This window comes from Methylotenera mobilis 13, from assembly GCF_000384255.1.
Taxonomy (GTDB): Bacteria; Pseudomonadota; Gammaproteobacteria; order Burkholderiales; family Methylophilaceae; genus Methylotenera; species Methylotenera mobilis_B.
This window is the reverse complement of the sequence record NZ_KB913035.1, coordinates 1,830,019-1,847,597: the sequence shown is the minus strand read 5'-3', so window position 1 is coordinate 1,847,597 and position 17,579 is coordinate 1,830,019. Positions and strand designations below refer to the sequence as shown.

16 protein-coding genes are annotated in these 17,579 nt (G+C 42.6%); all 16 read left to right on the top strand.

The window, feature by feature from the left end; genetic code table 11:
• Positions 1-4 precede the first annotated feature (4 nt).
• The 16 genes from A391_RS0108775 to A391_RS0108700 all read left to right on the top strand — a co-directional run bounded on the left by A391_RS0108775 (position 5) and on the right by A391_RS0108700 (position 17,479).
• Positions 5-124 (top strand): entericidin A/B family lipoprotein, encoded by a 120-nt coding sequence (locus A391_RS0108775; protein WP_019898792.1) that lies wholly within the window; start codon positions 5-7, stop codon positions 122-124.
• An 84-nt stretch (positions 125-208) separates the two neighbouring features.
• Positions 209-847 carry a 3-isopropylmalate dehydratase small subunit gene (gene leuD, locus A391_RS0108770; protein ID WP_019898790.1) on the top strand — a complete coding sequence of 213 codons (639 nt, stop codon included), beginning with the start codon at positions 209-211 and terminating at the stop codon, positions 845-847.
• A gap of 111 nt (positions 848-958) precedes the next feature.
• The gene (leuB, locus tag A391_RS0108765) at positions 959-2,014 is read left to right on the top strand and encodes a 3-isopropylmalate dehydrogenase (RefSeq protein ID WP_019898788.1); all 1,056 of its coding nucleotides are present in this window, start codon (positions 959-961) and stop codon (positions 2,012-2,014) included.
• Between the two features lie 120 nt (positions 2,015-2,134).
• On the top strand, positions 2,135-3,247 hold the full coding sequence (gene asd, locus A391_RS0108760; protein WP_019898787.1) for an aspartate-semialdehyde dehydrogenase: 1,113 nt from the start codon (positions 2,135-2,137) through the stop codon (positions 3,245-3,247).
• Positions 3,248-3,398: 151 nt separating this feature from the next.
• The gene (locus A391_RS0108755) at positions 3,399-6,368 is read left to right on the top strand and encodes a FimV/HubP family polar landmark protein (RefSeq protein ID WP_029144090.1); all 2,970 of its coding nucleotides are present in this window, start codon (positions 3,399-3,401) and stop codon (positions 6,366-6,368) included.
• Positions 6,369-6,478: 110 nt separating this feature from the next.
• The gene (locus A391_RS0108750; protein ID WP_232416166.1) at positions 6,479-7,123 is read left to right on the top strand and encodes an energy-coupling factor transporter transmembrane protein EcfT; all 645 of its coding nucleotides are present in this window, start codon (positions 6,479-6,481) and stop codon (positions 7,121-7,123) included.
• Positions 7,120-7,905, top strand: a complete 786-nt coding sequence (truA, locus tag A391_RS0108745) for a tRNA pseudouridine(38-40) synthase TruA (protein WP_019898784.1) — start codon at positions 7,120-7,122, stop codon at positions 7,903-7,905. Before A391_RS0108750 ends, truA begins: the two co-directional genes overlap by 4 nt.
• Positions 7,906-7,981: 76 nt before the next feature.
• On the top strand, positions 7,982-8,596 hold the full coding sequence (locus tag A391_RS0108740; protein ID WP_019898783.1) for a phosphoribosylanthranilate isomerase: 615 nt from the start codon (positions 7,982-7,984) through the stop codon (positions 8,594-8,596).
• Between the two features lie 55 nt (positions 8,597-8,651).
• A complete protein-coding gene (gene trpB / locus A391_RS0108735; protein ID WP_019898782.1) occupies positions 8,652-9,854 on the top strand; it encodes a tryptophan synthase subunit beta in 1,203 nt (400 codons plus the stop codon).
• Between the two features lie 163 nt (positions 9,855-10,017).
• Positions 10,018-10,818 carry a tryptophan synthase subunit alpha gene (gene trpA / locus A391_RS0108730; protein WP_019898781.1) on the top strand — a complete coding sequence of 267 codons (801 nt, stop codon included), beginning with the start codon at positions 10,018-10,020 and terminating at the stop codon, positions 10,816-10,818.
• 20 nt (positions 10,819-10,838) lie between these two features.
• Complete coding sequence (gene accD / locus A391_RS0108725; protein WP_019898780.1) at positions 10,839-11,702, top strand: acetyl-CoA carboxylase, carboxyltransferase subunit beta; 864 nt, start codon at positions 10,839-10,841, stop codon at positions 11,700-11,702.
• A 75-nt stretch (positions 11,703-11,777) separates the two neighbouring features.
• The gene (gene folC, locus A391_RS0108720) at positions 11,778-13,163 is read left to right on the top strand and encodes a bifunctional tetrahydrofolate synthase/dihydrofolate synthase (RefSeq protein ID WP_019898778.1); all 1,386 of its coding nucleotides are present in this window, start codon (positions 11,778-11,780) and stop codon (positions 13,161-13,163) included.
• The gene (locus A391_RS0108715) at positions 13,163-13,924 is read left to right on the top strand and encodes an SPOR domain-containing protein (RefSeq protein ID WP_019898776.1); all 762 of its coding nucleotides are present in this window, start codon (positions 13,163-13,165) and stop codon (positions 13,922-13,924) included. Before folC ends, A391_RS0108715 begins: the two co-directional genes overlap by 1 nt.
• Positions 13,925-13,989: 65 nt before the next feature.
• Positions 13,990-14,481, top strand: a complete 492-nt coding sequence (locus tag A391_RS0108710; RefSeq protein WP_019898774.1) for a CvpA family protein — start codon at positions 13,990-13,992, stop codon at positions 14,479-14,481.
• 41 nt (positions 14,482-14,522) lie between these two features.
• Positions 14,523-16,067, top strand: coding sequence for an amidophosphoribosyltransferase (gene purF / locus A391_RS0108705; RefSeq protein ID WP_019898772.1), 1,545 nt, complete (start codon positions 14,523-14,525; stop codon positions 16,065-16,067).
• Positions 16,068-16,288: 221 nt separating this feature from the next.
• Positions 16,289-17,479 (top strand): O-succinylhomoserine sulfhydrylase, encoded by a 1,191-nt coding sequence (locus tag A391_RS0108700; RefSeq protein ID WP_019898771.1) that lies wholly within the window; start codon positions 16,289-16,291, stop codon positions 17,477-17,479.
• Positions 17,480-17,579 lie beyond the last annotated feature (100 nt).

The following is a 17,579-nucleotide window of genomic DNA, read 5'->3' as shown; positions in this document are numbered from 1 at the left end:
GTTTATGAAAAAATTCTTGTTTCTTATCATGATCGCGGTCGCATTGTCAGCTTGTAATACTGTGGCTGGTATTGGTAAAGACTTAGAAAAAGGTGGCGAAGCCATCCAGAAGTCAGCGAACTAAATACAACCTAGCTAGCTTGAGGTAGCCCTTTGGGAACACTCAAAGATTTAAACTAGATTATTAACTAATACTTAAGAAAATAACATGCAAGCTTTTACGCAATTGAATGGATTGGTAGCACCGTTGGACCGCGCTAATGTGGATACGGACGCTATTATTCCTAAGCAGTTTTTAAAATCAATCAAACGTAGTGGCTTCGGTCCAAACGCATTTGATGAGTGGCGTTATTTAGACCAAGGTGAGCCAGGTATGGATAATAGCAAGCGTCCGATAAACCCTGATTTTGTGTTAAATCAGTCGCGCTATCAAGGCGCTAGTGTATTGCTTACACGTGAGAACTTTGGATGCGGCTCTAGCAGAGAGCATGCGCCATGGGCGTTGGAAGATTACGGCTTCAAGGTGATTATTGCACCTAGCTTTGCCGATATTTTCTTTAACAATTGCTTCAAAAATGGCATGTTGCCTATTGTCTTAAAAGCAGATGTTGTGGATGGGTTGTTTAATCAAGTGAGCGTGACTGAGGGCTATAAACTTAATATTGATTTAAGTGCGCAAACGATTACAACGCCTGCAGGTGAAGTTCATCCATTTGAAGTAGATGCTTTCCGTAAGCATTGCTTGTTAAACGGATTAGATGATATCGGTTTAACAATGCAACAACAGGATAAAATTAAGGCGTTTGAGCTTAAGCACCAACAAGCACAGCCATGGCTATTTAACTAAAGCCATTACTAATTGTAGTCATTGAAGTTTCGTTGAAAAAAGCTCAGAAACATCGCTCTTTTTCACATTCAAATTTAGTTAAGTTAATTAAAAGTTTAAGAAAGTCATTTCATGAAAATTGCAGTATTGCCAGGTGATGGTATTGGTCCAGAAATCGTTGCACAAGCCGTTAAAGTTTTAAATGCGCTTAATTTGGGCATTAGCATGACTGAGGCACCAATTGGCGGTGCCGGTTATGAAGCTTCAGGCGATCCTTTGCCAGATGCAACATTGAAGTTGGCTAAGGAGTCTGATGCTGTTTTATTAGGCGCAGTTGGTGACTGGAAGTACGATAAACTTGAGCGTCACTTGCGCCCTGAACGTGGTTTATTACGTATTCGTAAAGAACTTAACTTGTTTGCCAACTTGCGTCCCGCATTGTTGTACCCAGAGCTAGCTTCTGCATCTACATTGAAGCCAGAAGTGGTTTCAGGGTTAGACATCATGATTGTTCGTGAGTTAACTGGTGACATTTACTTTGGTCAACCACGAGGTATTTCTAAATTAGAGAATGGCGAGCGTGAGGGCGTAAATACAATGCGCTATAACGAATCTGAGATTCGTCGTATTGGGCGTGTGGCTTTTGATATTGCGATGAAGCGTAATAAAAAAGTGTGCTCTGTGGATAAGGCTAACGTGCTAGAAGCAACTGAGTTATGGCGTCAAGTCATGATTGAGTTATCGGCTGACTATCCTGAGGTCGAATTGAGCCATATGTATGTAGATAATGCAGCCATGCAGTTAATTCGTGCACCTAAGCAGTTTGATGTGATGGTAACAGGCAATATTTTTGGTGACATCTTGTCTGACGAAGCATCTATGCTTACAGGATCAATCGGTATGTTGCCTTCAGCCTCTTTAGATGAGAATAATAAAGGTATGTATGAGCCGAGCCATGGTTCAGCGCCAGATATTGCAGGTAAAGATATTGCAAATCCATTAGCAACAATTCTTTCAGTTGCGATGATGCTACGTTATACATTTAACGATGAGGCAAATGCACAGCGAGTAGAAAATGCAGTCAAAAAAGCGCTTGCGCAAGGCTACAGAACAGCTGACATCTGGACAGAAGGTTCAACTAAAGTTGGCTGTCGTGCAATGGGCGATGCGGTAGTTGCGGCACTCTAATCTCACTAGGCGAGTTTGAGTTTAATCTTTGCTAGCTTGGCGTTAGTGTAGGTAGAGTTTTTATTGATACCCTGCTGGATATATATCAGCAATCGTTAATTATTAAAAGTGGAAAATAAAATGCTTAAAGTAGGTTTTGTAGGCTGGCGTGGCATGGTTGGTTCTGTTCTGATGCAACGTATGTTAGAAGAAAATGACTTTGCACTCATTGAGCCGCAATTTTTCACAACCTCTCAAGTTGGCGGTAAAGGGCCAAATGTTGGCAAAGAAACGCCAGCATTGCTAGATGCTAAAGACGTTAATGCGCTTAAGGCGATGGATGCTATTGTGTCTTGCCAAGGTGGCGACTATACCACTGATATTTTCCCTAAATTACGTGCAGCTGGCTGGAGCGGACACTGGATTGATGCGGCCTCAACATTGCGTATGGAGAGTGATGCTGTGATTGTGCTAGATCCAGTCAATATGCATGTGATAAAAGACGCTTATGCTCATGGCAATAAAAACTGGGTGGGTGGTAACTGTACAGTGTCGCTAATGCTAATGGCTTTAAATGGCTTGTTCAAAGCTGATTTGGTCGAGTGGGCAACATCAATGACCTATCAGGCAGCTTCTGGTGCAGGTGCACAGAATATGCGTGAACTGCTTAATCAAATGGGTGAGGCGCACCGTGTAGCAAGCGATTTCCTGAAAGATCCTGCATCTGCAATCTTAGATATTGACAGAGAAGTGGCTGGTACATTGCGTGATGAACGATTCCCTACTGCACAGTTTGGCGTGCCTTTGGCGGGAAGCCTTATTCCTTGGATTGATAAAGACTTAGGCAACGGCCAAAGTAAAGAAGAGTGGAAAGGCGGCGTTGAAACTAATAAGATTCTAGGTCGTGAAGCTAACCCTGTGCTGATTGATGGTCTGTGTGTGCGTATCGGCGCAATGCGTTGTCATAGCCAAGCTTTAACAATTAAGCTTAAAAAAGATGTGCCAGTAGATGAAATCAGCCAAATGTTGGCTGAGGCCAATCAATGGGCAAAAGTGATTCCCAATGAGCGTGAAGTGAGCATGCGTGAGTTAACGCCAGCCGCCGTGACAGGCACGTTAATCACCCCAGTGGGTAGGTTGCGTAAGCTTAATATGGGTAACGACTACTTGTCAGCGTTTACAGTGGGTGACCAGCTGCTATGGGGTGCGGCAGAGCCGTTACGTCGTATGTTGCGGATTCTAATAGAAAAATAAATTAATCCAGAGAAATCTGGATGATAAAAACATCGTATTAAATGCCGCTGCCAGATAATGGCTAAATATAATGTGCATTATGAGCTTGCATACCTAACTATTTGATGTTATTTTCATATTGCAAATATTTAGTACGTTTAAAGGTAGCGATGTGCGTAAATCAAAAATAAAGCAAATTTCGTTAGCGGTCTGCATGGCATTTATGCCAATGGTTGGCTACACAGCAGGCTTAGGGAAACTAAATGTTAATTCAGGGTTGGGTGAGCCATTAAAAGTAGACGTTGAGCTTCTCTCTGTTACTCCAGAAGAGCTATCCACCTTGACAGCTGCGATTGCTTCGGAAGAGGCATATAATGTGCAAGGGATTACCCGCCTTGGCGTTCATAATAATATCAAGGTTGACCTCGCTAAAAGTGACACTGGCGCCCCAATTCTAAGAATTCGTTCTAGTACGCCAATCAATGATCCATATTTGGATATGTTGATTCAAGTAGACTGGGCATCTGGACGTTTGTTACGTGAGTATACGGTTTTACTCGATCCTCCTGAGTACAAGCAGGCGGCTAATGCTGCTTCTGATTTTGTGCCAATTATCAAGCCAAGCGCTACCTCAGGTGTACTCGCTGACTCTAATACACAGAAGACTTTAACGCCAAATACAAGCAAAACTTCAAAGAAAAAAATTAGTACGGCTAAGCCTGAAGACTTGGCGCAAAAAGAAGTTGACGTAGATGAACTTACCACTAAACGTGGAGATACATTAGCTGCAATAGCGCAAAAAATGCAGGTTGATGGTGTAAGTCTTGACCAAATGTTGGTGGGATTGTTTGAAAACAACAAGTCAGCTTTTGCTAATAATAATATGAACCAACTTAAAGTTGGGCAAATTATTAAAGCGCCTTCTACTGAAGCATTAACTGCAATTGATCCTAACCAGGCAAAACAAGCACTTAAAGTGCATGCATCCAACTGGAACGCTTACCGCAACGCTCTTGCAGGTAATGTAAAAACTGCGTTAGCCTCGGAGGAGAGTGAGCCTAAGCAATCAGCATCAGGGAAAATTGCTTCAGCAGAAGATAAGTCTGCTGCTGTTAAGCCAGGCGTCCAGGATGTTGTAAAACTTTCCGCAGGCGAAAAGAATGCCGTTACTAGCCAAAAATCAGGCACTGCAGAAGCTGATGCAAAAATTATCGCATTACAGGAAGAAGCGACTGCACGTGAGAACGCGCTTAAGGAGTCCTTGTCTCGTGCTGCAGCATTAGAAAAACAAATTGAGGATATGCAAAAGTTGTTGGCGCTGAAAAATCAGACCATGACTGAGTTGCAGAAAAACGCAGAAGTAAATTCTGAGCCTGTTGCTGAAAAGCCGGCAGTGGAGAAGCCTGCTGAAACAAAACCTGAGGTCAAGGCTCAGCCAAAAAAACAAGCAGCCAAAGTTCCTCCACCTGAGCCTGTTCAAGAGCCATCTTTCATTGAAAGCCTTCTGTCAGGTCTTGATATTAAATTGCTAGGCGGCACATCTGCCTTAGTAGTGTTAGCTGCTGGCTGGTTGTTTTTACGTAATAAGCGTAGAAAAGAGTTAGATAGCTTTGAGCGTGGTATTCTTACCTCAGGTGGCTTACGTGCAAATACTGTATTTGGTAATACCACTGGTAACTCAAGCACCTCAGATACATCGTTCCTGACTGATTTTGCACAGAGTGCAGATGGCAGCATGATAGACACCAATGATGTTGATCCAATCGCTGAAGCTGAAGTTTATATGGCTTATGGACGTGATGCTCAAGCTGAAGAAATACTTAAAGATGCTATCGTTAAAGAACCAAAGCGGTATGAGTTACATCTGAAACTCTTGGAAATGTATGCTGGCCGTAAAGATGTCTCTGCATTTGAGGCAGTTGCGGGAGAGTTGTATACTACTTTAGGTGCGGATGATCCTACATGGGCAAAAGTTGCGGAAATGGGTCAAAAGTTAGAGCCTGAAAATCCGCTTTATGATATCTCTAGTCTTCCTGCCTCAGCGCCATCAGTAATGGCTGTTCAGGCTGGCGCAGTAGCGAGTGCGGTGTTATCACACCAAGACGACGTTAGTTTAGATTTCTCTTTAGATGATGAGCCTAACACTTCATCTGAACCAAAGAATGAGTTCCAAATTACTGAAGAAGTTAAGCCGGCGCTATTTGCTGGCGAGACTACAACTGAGGTTAGCCCAAGTTCGGTCGTGATGGAAAGCTTTAGCTCAGCTCAGGCTGTTGACGAAGGGCTTGAGTTTGATTTGGGTGTGCCAGATGTTCCCTCAGCGGAGATAGACGATAAACAAGCTGAGGAAGTGGTGCTCGCTGATAGTGCTGCGACTGATGAGTCAACTGCAACAGTTGAAGATAATACCTTAGAGTTTACATTCGCTTCTGATGCTGAGTTGGTTGAAGCAACGCCTGTTAATCCCGAGACTGAGGCAATAGCAAGTGGTGCTGATTCTTTTGAAGTGCCATCGTTTCTTGATACGGCACCTAATATTGAGTTTTCAAGCGAATCTGAGGGTAGTACTCCGATAGCATTCAATGAAGAGTTTAGTATTGCGGATAATTCTGCAATAGACTTCTCTACTTCAGATTCAGAACCAGTGGCTTTTGAAATTCCAGACACTCCCATGGAAATATCATTTGATGTTCCATCAGATAAAATTGAGGGTACCAGCTTTGATGGTAGTCTGCCGCTCATTGATCATCCAGAGATTGATAATGTAAATTTGCAATCTTCAAATGAAAGTGTGAACTTTGATTTTTCATTAGATGAAGCAGACACAGCGCCAATCGATACTAAAGACGCTGTCAGCGATGTTGCTAGCAATGAGTTTGACTTTTCTGCCATAAGTTTAGATTTAGGTGATGATGATACGCAATCATTGCTTGAAGATGCTGACGATAGTGGTCTTGATTCACCTATAGCTTCTGAAGCTGTTAGTTCAGAAAATCAAGATGTTGATATTAAGCTGGACTTGGTGGCTGCGTATATCGATATGGACGACAAAGAGGGTGCACGCGAGCTACTTGAGGAAGTGCTAAAAGAGGGTGGGCCACAGCAGAAATTAAAAGCTGAGCAGTTGTTAGCAGGTTTATAGGGTTAGTTTACACAAAAAGGCCGAGCTTAATGCTCGGCCTTTTTGTTCTTTACCGCTATTTAGGTTTAGTTACTCTAAAAGTATACGTTGCTACCAATGATTTGTTTACGATGGATTTATTAAATATGCATCCTTTTGTTAAGATGTTAATGTTTTTATTAATATTAATCGCTGCTGGGATTGCTGATTCTCAATTGCTAATAGCAATACTGCTGATACTTTTTATCGCGGCAGTTAAAATGCAGTTCAAGGTTTTTTGGACCACATTAAGACGAGCGCGCTGGTTTTTCTTTTCAATTTTCTTGATCTATGCATTCGGCACTCCGGGAGAGTTGGTTCCTCATTTTCCAGTCAGTGTTGCGCCAAGTTTTGAGGGGTTGCATCTTGCTCTGTTACAAATATCTAGGTTGCTAATTGCGTTAGCGGCATTAAATATATTACTAGTCACTACAAAGAAAGATGAGTTGATGTTGGCGTTGTATATATTACTACAGCCGCTAAAGTACGTTGGTCTTGATGTTGAGAGGTTTTCAGTTCGCTTATTACTGACACTTAATTATGTTGATGAAGTTGCGGTTAGTGGTAAGGCAAATTTTAGTTTTAGGCATTTTAATGATATTCATAGTGAGCTAGAAGCAATACCAATGGTTGATATTGTGTATTTTGAAAAGAAACACTTCAACTCAATAGATAAAGTTGTGATGGTGCTTATGTTGTTTGTTCTAGGAGTAATGATTGCGATGAGGTTTTTGTGAAAGTTGCTTTAGGGGTAACTTATGATGGTTCGCTGTTTTGCGGATGGCAGAGTCAGCCGTCAGCTTGTGGAGTGCAAGATGCATTAGAAGCTGCGATTCAAAGGGTTGCGCAACATCAGGTTAGAATACATGCGGCAGGCCGAACGGATACGGGTGTTCATGGGTTAGGTCAAGTTGTACATTTTGAAACTGATGCAAATCGCCCATTATCTGCGTGGGTGCGTGGAGTTAATGCGCATTTGCCTGAAACTGTGCGAGTAGAATGGGCGCATGAAGTGGGTGAAGACTTCCATGCAAGATTTTCTGCACTCAGTAGGAGTTATCAGTATTTGCTATACAACGCACCAGTAGCTTCAGCGGTAATGGCTAGTAAAGCAGGTTGGTTTCATTTGCCTTTAGATTATGCAGCAATGCGAGAAGCTGCCACGTATTTGGTTGGCGAGCATGACTTTACTGCTTTTCGTGCATCTGAATGTCAGGCAAAAACAGCTGTTAGAACCTTATCTAAAGCAGATGTTCTAAATGCTGGGCAATACTTCCTGTTCAATTTTTCAGCAAATGCATTTTTACAGCATCAGGTACGTAATATGGTTGGCGCGTTAATTTATATTGGAAAAGGTAAATACCCACCCAGTTATATGCAAGTGCTATTGCAAAATAAGGATCGTACATTATCGCCACCAACTTTTTCTCCAAGCGGTTTGTATTTAACAGATGTTGGGTATGACGAGAGGTGGGGATTGCCAAAAAGCACTCAGCCGGGCTTGAAAATATTAGTTTAGCGTTACAATGGCACCGTCTCTATTAGCAGTGGTTAATGTTCAGTGACTTTTGTTACGCGTGTTAAAGGATATGGATTTGAGAGTCAGAGTTAAGATCTGTGGAATTACGAGGGTAGAAGATGCCTTGGTAGCTGTCGAAAACGGTGCCGATGCGATAGGTTTGGTTTTTTATGAGCCAAGCCCTCGAGCAGTGTCTGTCGAGCAGGCTATTAAAATTGTTAGTCAAATCCCGGCGTTTATCAGTATCGTTGGCTTGTTTGTAAATGCGGAAGAGCGTTTCGTTCGTGATGTAATTTCGAATGTTGCGTTAGACTTACTTCAGTTTCATGGAGATGAAGCACCTGAAGAATGCTCAAGCTATGGCTTACCTTTTATGAAGGCAATTCGCGTTAAGTCAGACACAAATTTGGTACAATGTGCGAAAGATTATTCTGCATCCAGAGCATTGTTGTTAGATACCTATACCGAAGGTGTTGCTGGAGGAACAGGGCATACATTTGATTGGGGTTTAATCCCTTCGGATTTGAATAAGCCTGTCGTTTTAGCTGGCGGGTTAACAGCGGAGAATGTTGGTTCAGCCATTCAACAAGTCAAGCCTTATGCTGTTGATGTAAGTGGTGGTGTGGAATTGTCAAAAGGAATTAAAGATGCGGCAAAAATTGCTGCATTTATGCAACAAGTCTATTTGTAATTGAAACCTATTTGTAATTTAAACAGAGTGCGGTGAGTTTAAGTGGAGATTAAATATGCAGCTTTATGATATGCCAGATGCACGTGGGCATTTTGGACAGTTCGGTGGAACGTTTGTCGCGGAAACATTGGTTGAGGCACTTGATGAACTGCGTGTGATGTACGAAAAGTACCGTCATGATCCTGAGTTCTTAGCTGAATACGCGTATGATTTAAAGCACTTTGTTGGCCGTCCAAGCCCGATTTACCATGCAAAACGATTATCTGATCAAATTGGTGGTGCTCAAATCTTCTTGAAGCGTGAGGATTTAAACCACACTGGTGCGCACAAAATCAATAATACAATTGGTCAGGCTTTACTAGCTAAGCGCATGGGCAAACCTAGAGTAATTGCTGAGACTGGCGCAGGGCAACATGGCGTTGCTACAGCTACTATTGCCGCTCGTTTGGGATTAGAGTGTGTGGTATATATGGGTAGTGAAGACGTTAAGCGTCAGGCACCTAATGTATTCAGGATGAAACTCTTAGGTGCTACAGTTGTGCCTGTTGAAAGTGGATCTAAAACACTTAAAGATGCACTCAATGAAGCGATGCGTGATTGGGTGACTAACGTTCATAATACTTTTTATATCATTGGCACCGTTGCAGGCCCTCATCCATATCCAATGATGGTACGAGATTTTCAAGCAGTGATTGGCGTAGAAGCAAAAGAGCAAATGATGGAAATGGCTGGACGTCAGCCAGATGCTGTTGTTGCCTGTGTTGGTGGTGGCTCAAATGCGATGGGTATATTTTATCCTTATATTGACGTGCCTAATGTTAGATTAATTGGTGTAGAAGCTGCTGGACATGGGATTGAGACAGGAATGCATGCCGCGCCGCTTACTGCGAATAGTCCGGTTGGTGTTTTACATGGTAACCGTACATACTTGATGCAAGATGCAGATGGGCAGATTATTGAGACGCACTCCGTTTCAGCCGGTTTAGATTACCCCGGAGTAGGACCAGAACATGCTTGGCTGAAAGACATTAAGCGTGCAGAATATGTAGCGATCACTGATGACGAGGCAATGTCTGCATTCCATAATTTATGTCGAACAGAAGGTATTATCCCAGCATTGGAATCTAGTCATGCGCTTGCGCATGCACAGAAAATGGCTAAAACCATGAGTAAAGACCAAATTGTGTTGGTCAACTTATCTGGCCGTGGGGATAAAGATATCAACACTGTTGCTAAGCTTGCAAATATTACTTTATAAACCTTAACGTTAAGGTGATAGCTTTTTCAGTCAGATACCTTCACATCCATCATGATTAAGTTCTATTTAAACAATACAGCTTAATCATGATTTTTGTGCAGCATGCGTGAATTGATTAAAACTTCGCTTTAGATAAATTAACTAGTACAACAATAAGCTACCTATGTCACGAATTCAAACAACTTTTGCTACTTTAAAACAGCAAGGTAAAACAGCCTTGATCCCTTATATTACGGCAGGTGATCCGCATCCCAAGCATACTGTTAATCTAATGCACACTTTAGTTAAAAATGGCGCAGACATGATTGAGCTTGGCGTGCCATTTTCAGATCCGATGGCCGATGGCCCAGTCATTCAGCGTGCTAGTGAGCGCGCTTTGGTACATAAGGTTGGGTTAACGGCAGTGTTGGATATGGTAAAAGAGTTTCGTCAAACCAATCAAACAACGCCGATTGTATTAATGGGATATGCTAATCCGATTGAAGCGATTGGGCCGACAGTGTTTGCTGACAGAGCAAAAGCTGCAGATGTTGATGGTGTCATTACTGTGGATTATCCGCCAGAAGAGTGCGGTGAGTTTGTTAAAGAGTTACGCGCACGTGATATCGATCCTGTGTTCTTGTTGTCACCAACCACCGAACCAAAGCGTGTTGAGTTAATTGTTAATCAGGCAAGTGGCTTTGTATACTATGTGTCACTTAAAGGAGTTACTGGTGCTGCGAATTTAGATATTGTAGAAGTTTCTGCACGCGTAGCTTCTATCCGTCAGCAAACAAATCTACCTGTTGGTGTAGGTTTTGGTATACGGGATGCAGCTACAGCAAAGGCAACAGCAGCGATTGCTGATGCGGTTGTTGTAGGTAGCCGTATGGTGCAGGAGATTGAAGCTTCTAATGATGATAATTTATTAGAGAATGTCGCTGCATTGATGAAAGAATTAAAAACCGCAGTTGACGCTGCGTAATTTGTTAAAAAGGATATGCAATGGGTTGGTTAAATAAATTACCGCAAAAAATTCAACGTGTTGTTGGTGCTGATAAGAAAACAGTGCCAGAAGGACTATGGAGTAAGTGTTCATCTTGCCAGTCTGTGCTCTATCGTAAAGATTTAGAAGATAATGCAGAAGTCTGTCCAAAATGTGGCTACCATAATCGTATAGGTGCACGTGCACGTTTGGCACAGTTGCTAGATGTGGAAGGACAATTTGAGATTGGTGCAAATGTTCAACCAATTGACCCATTAAAGTTTAAAGATAGCAAAAGCTATGCTGAGCGTATTAAAGAGTCACAAAAAGCCGTTAATGAAAAAGACGCCTTGATTGTGATGCAAGGCAGTATCAAGTCAGTGCCTGCAGTGGTTGCGGTATTTGAGTTCAAATTCATGGGTGGTTCAATGGGCTCTGTTGTGGGTGAGCGTTTTGCGCGTGGCGTACAAACTGCGATTGACAACAAAATGGCATTTATCTGTATTTCTGCCAGTGGTGGTGCACGTATGCAAGAGGGTTTGTTATCGCTCATGCAAATGGCAAAAACCAGTGCTGCGTTAACACAATTAAGCAAAGCTGGTTTGCCATACATTTCTGTGTTGACGGACCCAACGATGGGCGGGGTGTCTGCTAGCTTTGCAATGTTAGGTGATGTGATTGTGGCAGAGCCTCAAGCTTTGATTGGCTTCGCAGGACCTCGTGTGATTGAGCAAACCGTACGTGAGACTTTGCCGGATGGATTCCAGCGCGCAGAGTTTTTATTAGAACATGGAGCAATTGATTTGATTATTGATCGCCGTGAAATGCGTAACCGATTGGCCTCATTATTAGCTAATTTAATGCGTTTGCCAGCAGTGGCTTAATATTTGAGATTAGTTAAATTTTAAACTTAGTGATTAATTCTTGGGGTGGACTATTAATGCATAAAGGTTTTTTGCATGTCTAACAGCTTGAAGCATGAAGCGCCACCTAGAGACTTGTTAACTTGGTTAAAATATATTGAGCAATTACATCCAAATGCCATTGAAATGGGATTGGGTCGAGTTAAAGTAGTGATTGACCGGTTAGGGTTAAGGCCAGCGTTTAAGATTATTACGGTAGCAGGTACTAACGGTAAGGGCTCAACCTGCACGATGTTGTCACAAATTTACAAGCATGCTGGTTATCGCGTAGGCTGCTATACATCGCCACATATTTTACGTTATAACGAGCGAGTTAACATCAATGGACAAGACGCCAGTGATGAGTCCTTATGCGCTGCATTTGCTGCAGTTGAAGAGGCACGACAAGGTGGTTCACATAACGCTGATGCAATATCACTCACGTATTTTGAAATAGGCACATTGGCAGCTGTTTGGCATTTTGTTCAAACTGGGGTTGATGTCGCGATTTTGGAAATAGGGCTTGGTGGCAGATTGGATGCTGTGAATGCCTTTGAACCTGACTGTACGATTGTCACCAACATAGATTTAGATCATCAAGATATTTTGGGGCACACAAGAGAGTTAATTGCTTATGAAAAAGCTGGTGTTTATAGACCTGCAATTCCAGCAATATGCGGTGATAATGATCCTCCTGAATCCTTAAATGCATATGCTAAAAAAGTGAATGCTGATTTCAAATGCATACAGCATGAATTTGGATACGAGCTAACTAAAACTGGTTGGTATTACCTAAGCAACCAGCAACGAATACACCATTTGCCTATTCCTGCTTTAAAGGGGCGTTATCAGTTAAATAATGCAGCGTGTGCAGTTACTGCGGTAATAGCGTTGCAGTCAGCGTTGCCTGTGTCAGAGGTGGCGATTGCAAAAGCAATGCAAGAAATTAAGCTGGTTGGAAGATTCTATACCGACTCCCGCTTTCCTTGGTTGATTTTAGATGTTGCACACAACCCACATGCAGCAATAGCTTTAGCAGAAAATCTGAAAGTGCTAAAGGAAAACAGCGTAACAGCTATTAGCCATTCCAATCAGAATCCTCGTGTTTTTTCAGTTTTTTCTATGCTGGCAGATAAAGATATTAAGGGTGTGGTTGATGCATTGAAGGGGGAGGTTAACGCATGGTACGTTGCTCCTATTGAGCATAGTAGAGGTGCGAGCGTTGCTGTATTGTTAGAGGCCATTAACAAAGCAGCTCCTAACGCGCCAGTAAAAGTTTTTAATAATTTGGGTGATGCATATTATCAAGCCTATCTCGATAGAGAAAGCTGTATAGAACCGAATGAAAATGATAAAATTGTAGCGTTCGGTTCGTTTTTTACTGTGTCTGGTGTGATGCAATATTTAAATGAACATGTCAACACATCCTTAAGGAAGCAGTAATGTCTGTAGATTTGCCAGTGGATCAAGCATTAATACTTAAAAAGAGGGCACGTAGGCGCTTAGTCGGTGCCATTGCGCTTGTGCTTTTAATGCTAATTATTTTGCCGCAGATACTTCAAGACCGTTCAGGGCAGACAAAGCCAGATTCTATTAAAATTACAATGCCTGAGGTGAAGCACGAGCAAGCTTATGTGCAAAATGATCAACAAATGCCAGTGCCTTCAGAGCATGAGCTGCCCGCGGCTCAGGCTGAATATGCAACTGAGGTTGAGTCCGTTGATACACCAAGTGCGGAAAGTATTGCAGCGCTAAAAGCAGCAGAAGCAAAGGAGGCTGAGCGCAGAAAGTCTTTAGCGAAAGTCACTGAAACCAAAGCCGAGCCAGTAGATATTCCAAAGCCAGTGGCTGTGCCAAAAGACGAGGTCAAGAAGGCGGAACCTGTCAAAACCATTAAACCTGTTGAAAAAATACCGACCGAAGTCACTGCTGTTGTTAAAGCTGTTGAAGCTAAAGTGCCAACAAAGTCTGAAGGTAGTTTTACAGTTCAGGTGGGGGTGTATTCTGATGCTGCGAATGTAAAACGCTTGCAAGATCAACTTAAGCAGGCAGGTTTTGCAACCACTACCGAAAAAGCGACGACCCCTAAGGGTGATGGACTTCGCCTCAAGGCTGGTAAGTTTACATCTCGCCAGGATGCGATGAATGCACTGGTGAAGATCAAAGAGATTGGGCTACCTGGTATCGTTATTAGTAATGATTAGTTCGATACTACTTCGCGCTAGCCTGAAACAACGATGCTTTTTGATGGAACTGATAAAGATTTAAAATGACGATTTTTGACTATATTGTATTAATCATAATAGGATTGTCTGTAATATTAAGCGTGATGCGTGGCATGATTAGAGAAGTGCTAGCGATTGTTGGTTTAGTCGCTGCGTTTTATGTTGGTGTTACTTATACGAACCAACTCCTTCCTATGATGCCGATAGATATCCCTAACGATGCACTTCGCGTCTTGGCAGCTTTTTTGGTACTTTTTTTAGCAACTTTATTGCTTGCTACGTTATTGGGCATTGCCCTATCTGCAATTTTTAAAAAAGCTGGATTGGGCTGGTTGAATCGTTTCTTAGGCGCTTTATTTGGGGTGGCCCGTGGTCTGCTGATTGTGTGTGTGATCGTTTTTCTCGCAGGTTTGACCGATATACCTAAAGATTCTAGATGGCGCAATGCTATGTTTAGCGCCCCAATTGAAGCGCTAGTGCTTAGTTTATTGCCTTGGGTACCAGAGGGCATCGCTAAGCACGTTAAATACGACTAGAATCATCATTTAAATAGAACTCATCAGTTAAGGCTCGATACATGTGTGGAATTATAGGCATTGTAGGTAAAAATCCAGTTAATCAGTTGTTGTATGATGGATTACTGGTACTTCAGCACAGGGGGCAGGATGCAGCCGGCATTGTGACCTGTGATGGCAACACATTCTTTATGCATAAAAATAACGGACTGGTAAAAGATGTGTTTCAAACACGTCATATGCGCAGCCTTGTTGGTAATGCCGGTATTGCTCACGTCCGTTATCCAACAGCCGGATCTTCCAATGCTGCTGAAGCTCAGCCGTTTTATGTAAACTCTCCGTTTGGCATAGTGTTAGGACATAACGGTAACTTGACCAATTCTGAGCAATTAAAATCAGAAATGTTCCGTCAGGACTTACGTCACATTAATACCAGTTCAGATTCTGAAGTGTTGCTAAATGTACTTGCACATGAGATTGAAAAAACATCGCGCAACGCCGTACTAAATACTGACATGGCTTTTGATGCAGTTGCTGGTGTTCATAAGCGTTGTAAAGGTGCATACGCCGTTGTTGCGATGATTGCTAACTTTGGTTTACTTGCATTCCGTGACCCGAATGGTATTCGTCCACTAGTGATTGGTAAGAGTGAAACTGATAAAGGCACAGAATACATTGTCGCTTCTGAGAGTGTGGCTTTGGATGTCTTGGGTTTTGAAGTTTTACGTGACGTTGAGCCTGGTGAGGCGGTATTTATTGATATGGAAGGTAATTTCTACTCACGTCAATGTTCTGATGAAGCGAAGCTCAATCCATGTATTTTTGAGTATGTATATTTAGCACGCCCAGACTCAGTGATTGATGGTGTCTCTGTATATCAAACGCGTTTGGATATGGGAAAGAGCTTAGCTGAGAAAATCAAGCGTGAATGGGCAGACAAAAAGATTGATGTCGTGATTCCTATTCCTGATACTAGTCGTCCAAGTGCGCTTCAAGTAGGGTTGGCGTTAGGTTTAGATTATCGAGAAGGTTTTATTAAAAACCGTTATATCGGCCGTACGTTTATTATGCCTGGTCAAGCATTACGTAAAAAATCAGTCCGTCAAAAACTAAATCCAATTGGGATTGAGTTTAAAGGCAAGAATGTTCTGCTGGTGGATGACTCTATCGTGCGTGGCACAACCTCACAGCAAATTGTGCAGATGGCACGTGATGCAGGCGCGACTAAAGTGTATTTTGCTTCAGCAGCGCCTCCAGTTCGTTTCCCAAATGTGTATGGTATTGATATGCCAAGTCGCGACGAGTTGTTAGCAACTGGACGTAGCGATGAGGAAATCTGTAAAGAGATCGGTGCTGACGCACTCATCTATCAAGATCTTGATGCTTTGGTCGATGATATCAAGCAAAGCAATCCTAAAATCAAAGATTTTGACTGTTCTTGCTTTGATGGTAAGTATGTGACTGGTGATATCAGTGAAGCATATTTGTCAAAAATTGAGTCTGCACGTGGTGATGGACAAAAGAACGCTAAACCAGCAAATTCAAGTACCCAGTTGGATTTGAATTTAATCAACGCCAATGGACTTGAGGTTGAAGAGGGCGCTTAAATTAGGTCATTTAAAATACGTAATTGCTCATGTTAAATACTTGACTGTGTTTACACTTAAGACTAACATGAAGTTGCGCTGATTTGAGTTTGCCAACATTAATCAAGGCCACACTCAGCTTGCGGGCGCATTATAAATACAGCTAAAGCGAGTAAAAAAGAACCCGTTTTAGCGCAATGCTTGAGCGGGTTTTTTTATGTCCCGAGAACTTAGAGGAAATGATGAATAATAATTTACAATTTCACCCGGAAACGCTGAGTGTACGTGCTGGTAGTGAGTCGACTGAATACGGAGAAAACTCTGAAGCTTTGTTTCTGAACTCAAGCTTTAGATTTAAAAGTGCAGCACAAGCTGCTGCTCGATTCGGTGGCACAGAGCCTGGCAATATTTATTCGCGCTTTACTAACCCAACGGTCACAATGTTCCAAAATAAGCTGGCTGCTTTGGAAGGTGCTGAGCAATGTGTAGCCACATCTAGCGGGATGTCTGCAATTTTAGCGTGTGTTATGGGCTTGTGTTCAGCTGGTGATCATGTTGTTGCCTCTCGCAGTATATTTGGTACTAGCGTGCAGTTGTTCGGCAATATACTTAAGCGCTGGGGCTTGGAGGTAACCTTTGTATCACTTACTGAGCCTGATGAGTGGGCTGTTGCTGCAACAGCAAAAACTAAACTGTTTTTTGTAGAAACGCCTTCTAACCCGCTAACTGAAGTATGTGATATTCGTTTGTTGGCTGATATTGCACATCAAGCTGGTGCACATTTGGTGGTAGATAATTGCTTTTGCACACCAGCAATACAGCGGCCACTAGCGTTGGGTGCGGATATTGTGATTCACTCCGCAACAAAATATATTGATGGGCAGGGCAGATGCTTGGGTGGTGCAGTGCTCGGCTCTAAGACCTTAATGGAGCCAGTTTATGCATTTTTACGCACAGCTGGTGTGACCATGAGTGCTTTTAATGCATGGGTGTTTTTAAAAGGGTTGGAAACGTTGCATGTACGTATGGAAGCGCATGCCAAAAATGCCTTGGCTTTGGCAATATGGCTAGAAGCACAGCCGCAAGTTAGTCGTGTACATTATCCTGGTTTGAAGTCTCATCCACAGCATGCGCTAGCCATGAGCCAGCAACTTAGCGGTGGCGGCATTGTAACTTTTGAAGTGAAACCAACATCAGGTAAAACTGCGCAAGAGTCAGCATGGGCACTCATTGACTCTACGCAACTGATATCCATTACTGCAAATTTAGGTGATGCAAAAAGCACGATTACACATCCAGCAACCACCACACACAGTCGAGTGACGCCTGAGGCGCGCCTGGCAGCAGGTATCAGTGATGGTTTGGTACGTATTGCAGTGGGCCTAGAGCACATTGAAGATTTGAAAGCTGATTTGGCGTTATTGGTAAGCTAGTACGTGCTTCTTTGATGTGCATCATGTCCTAGAGAGTTTGGTTGAGGTAAAAAGACAACCTTAGCGTTGTCTTCATCAACCAATCAGCATTCTGCTCATT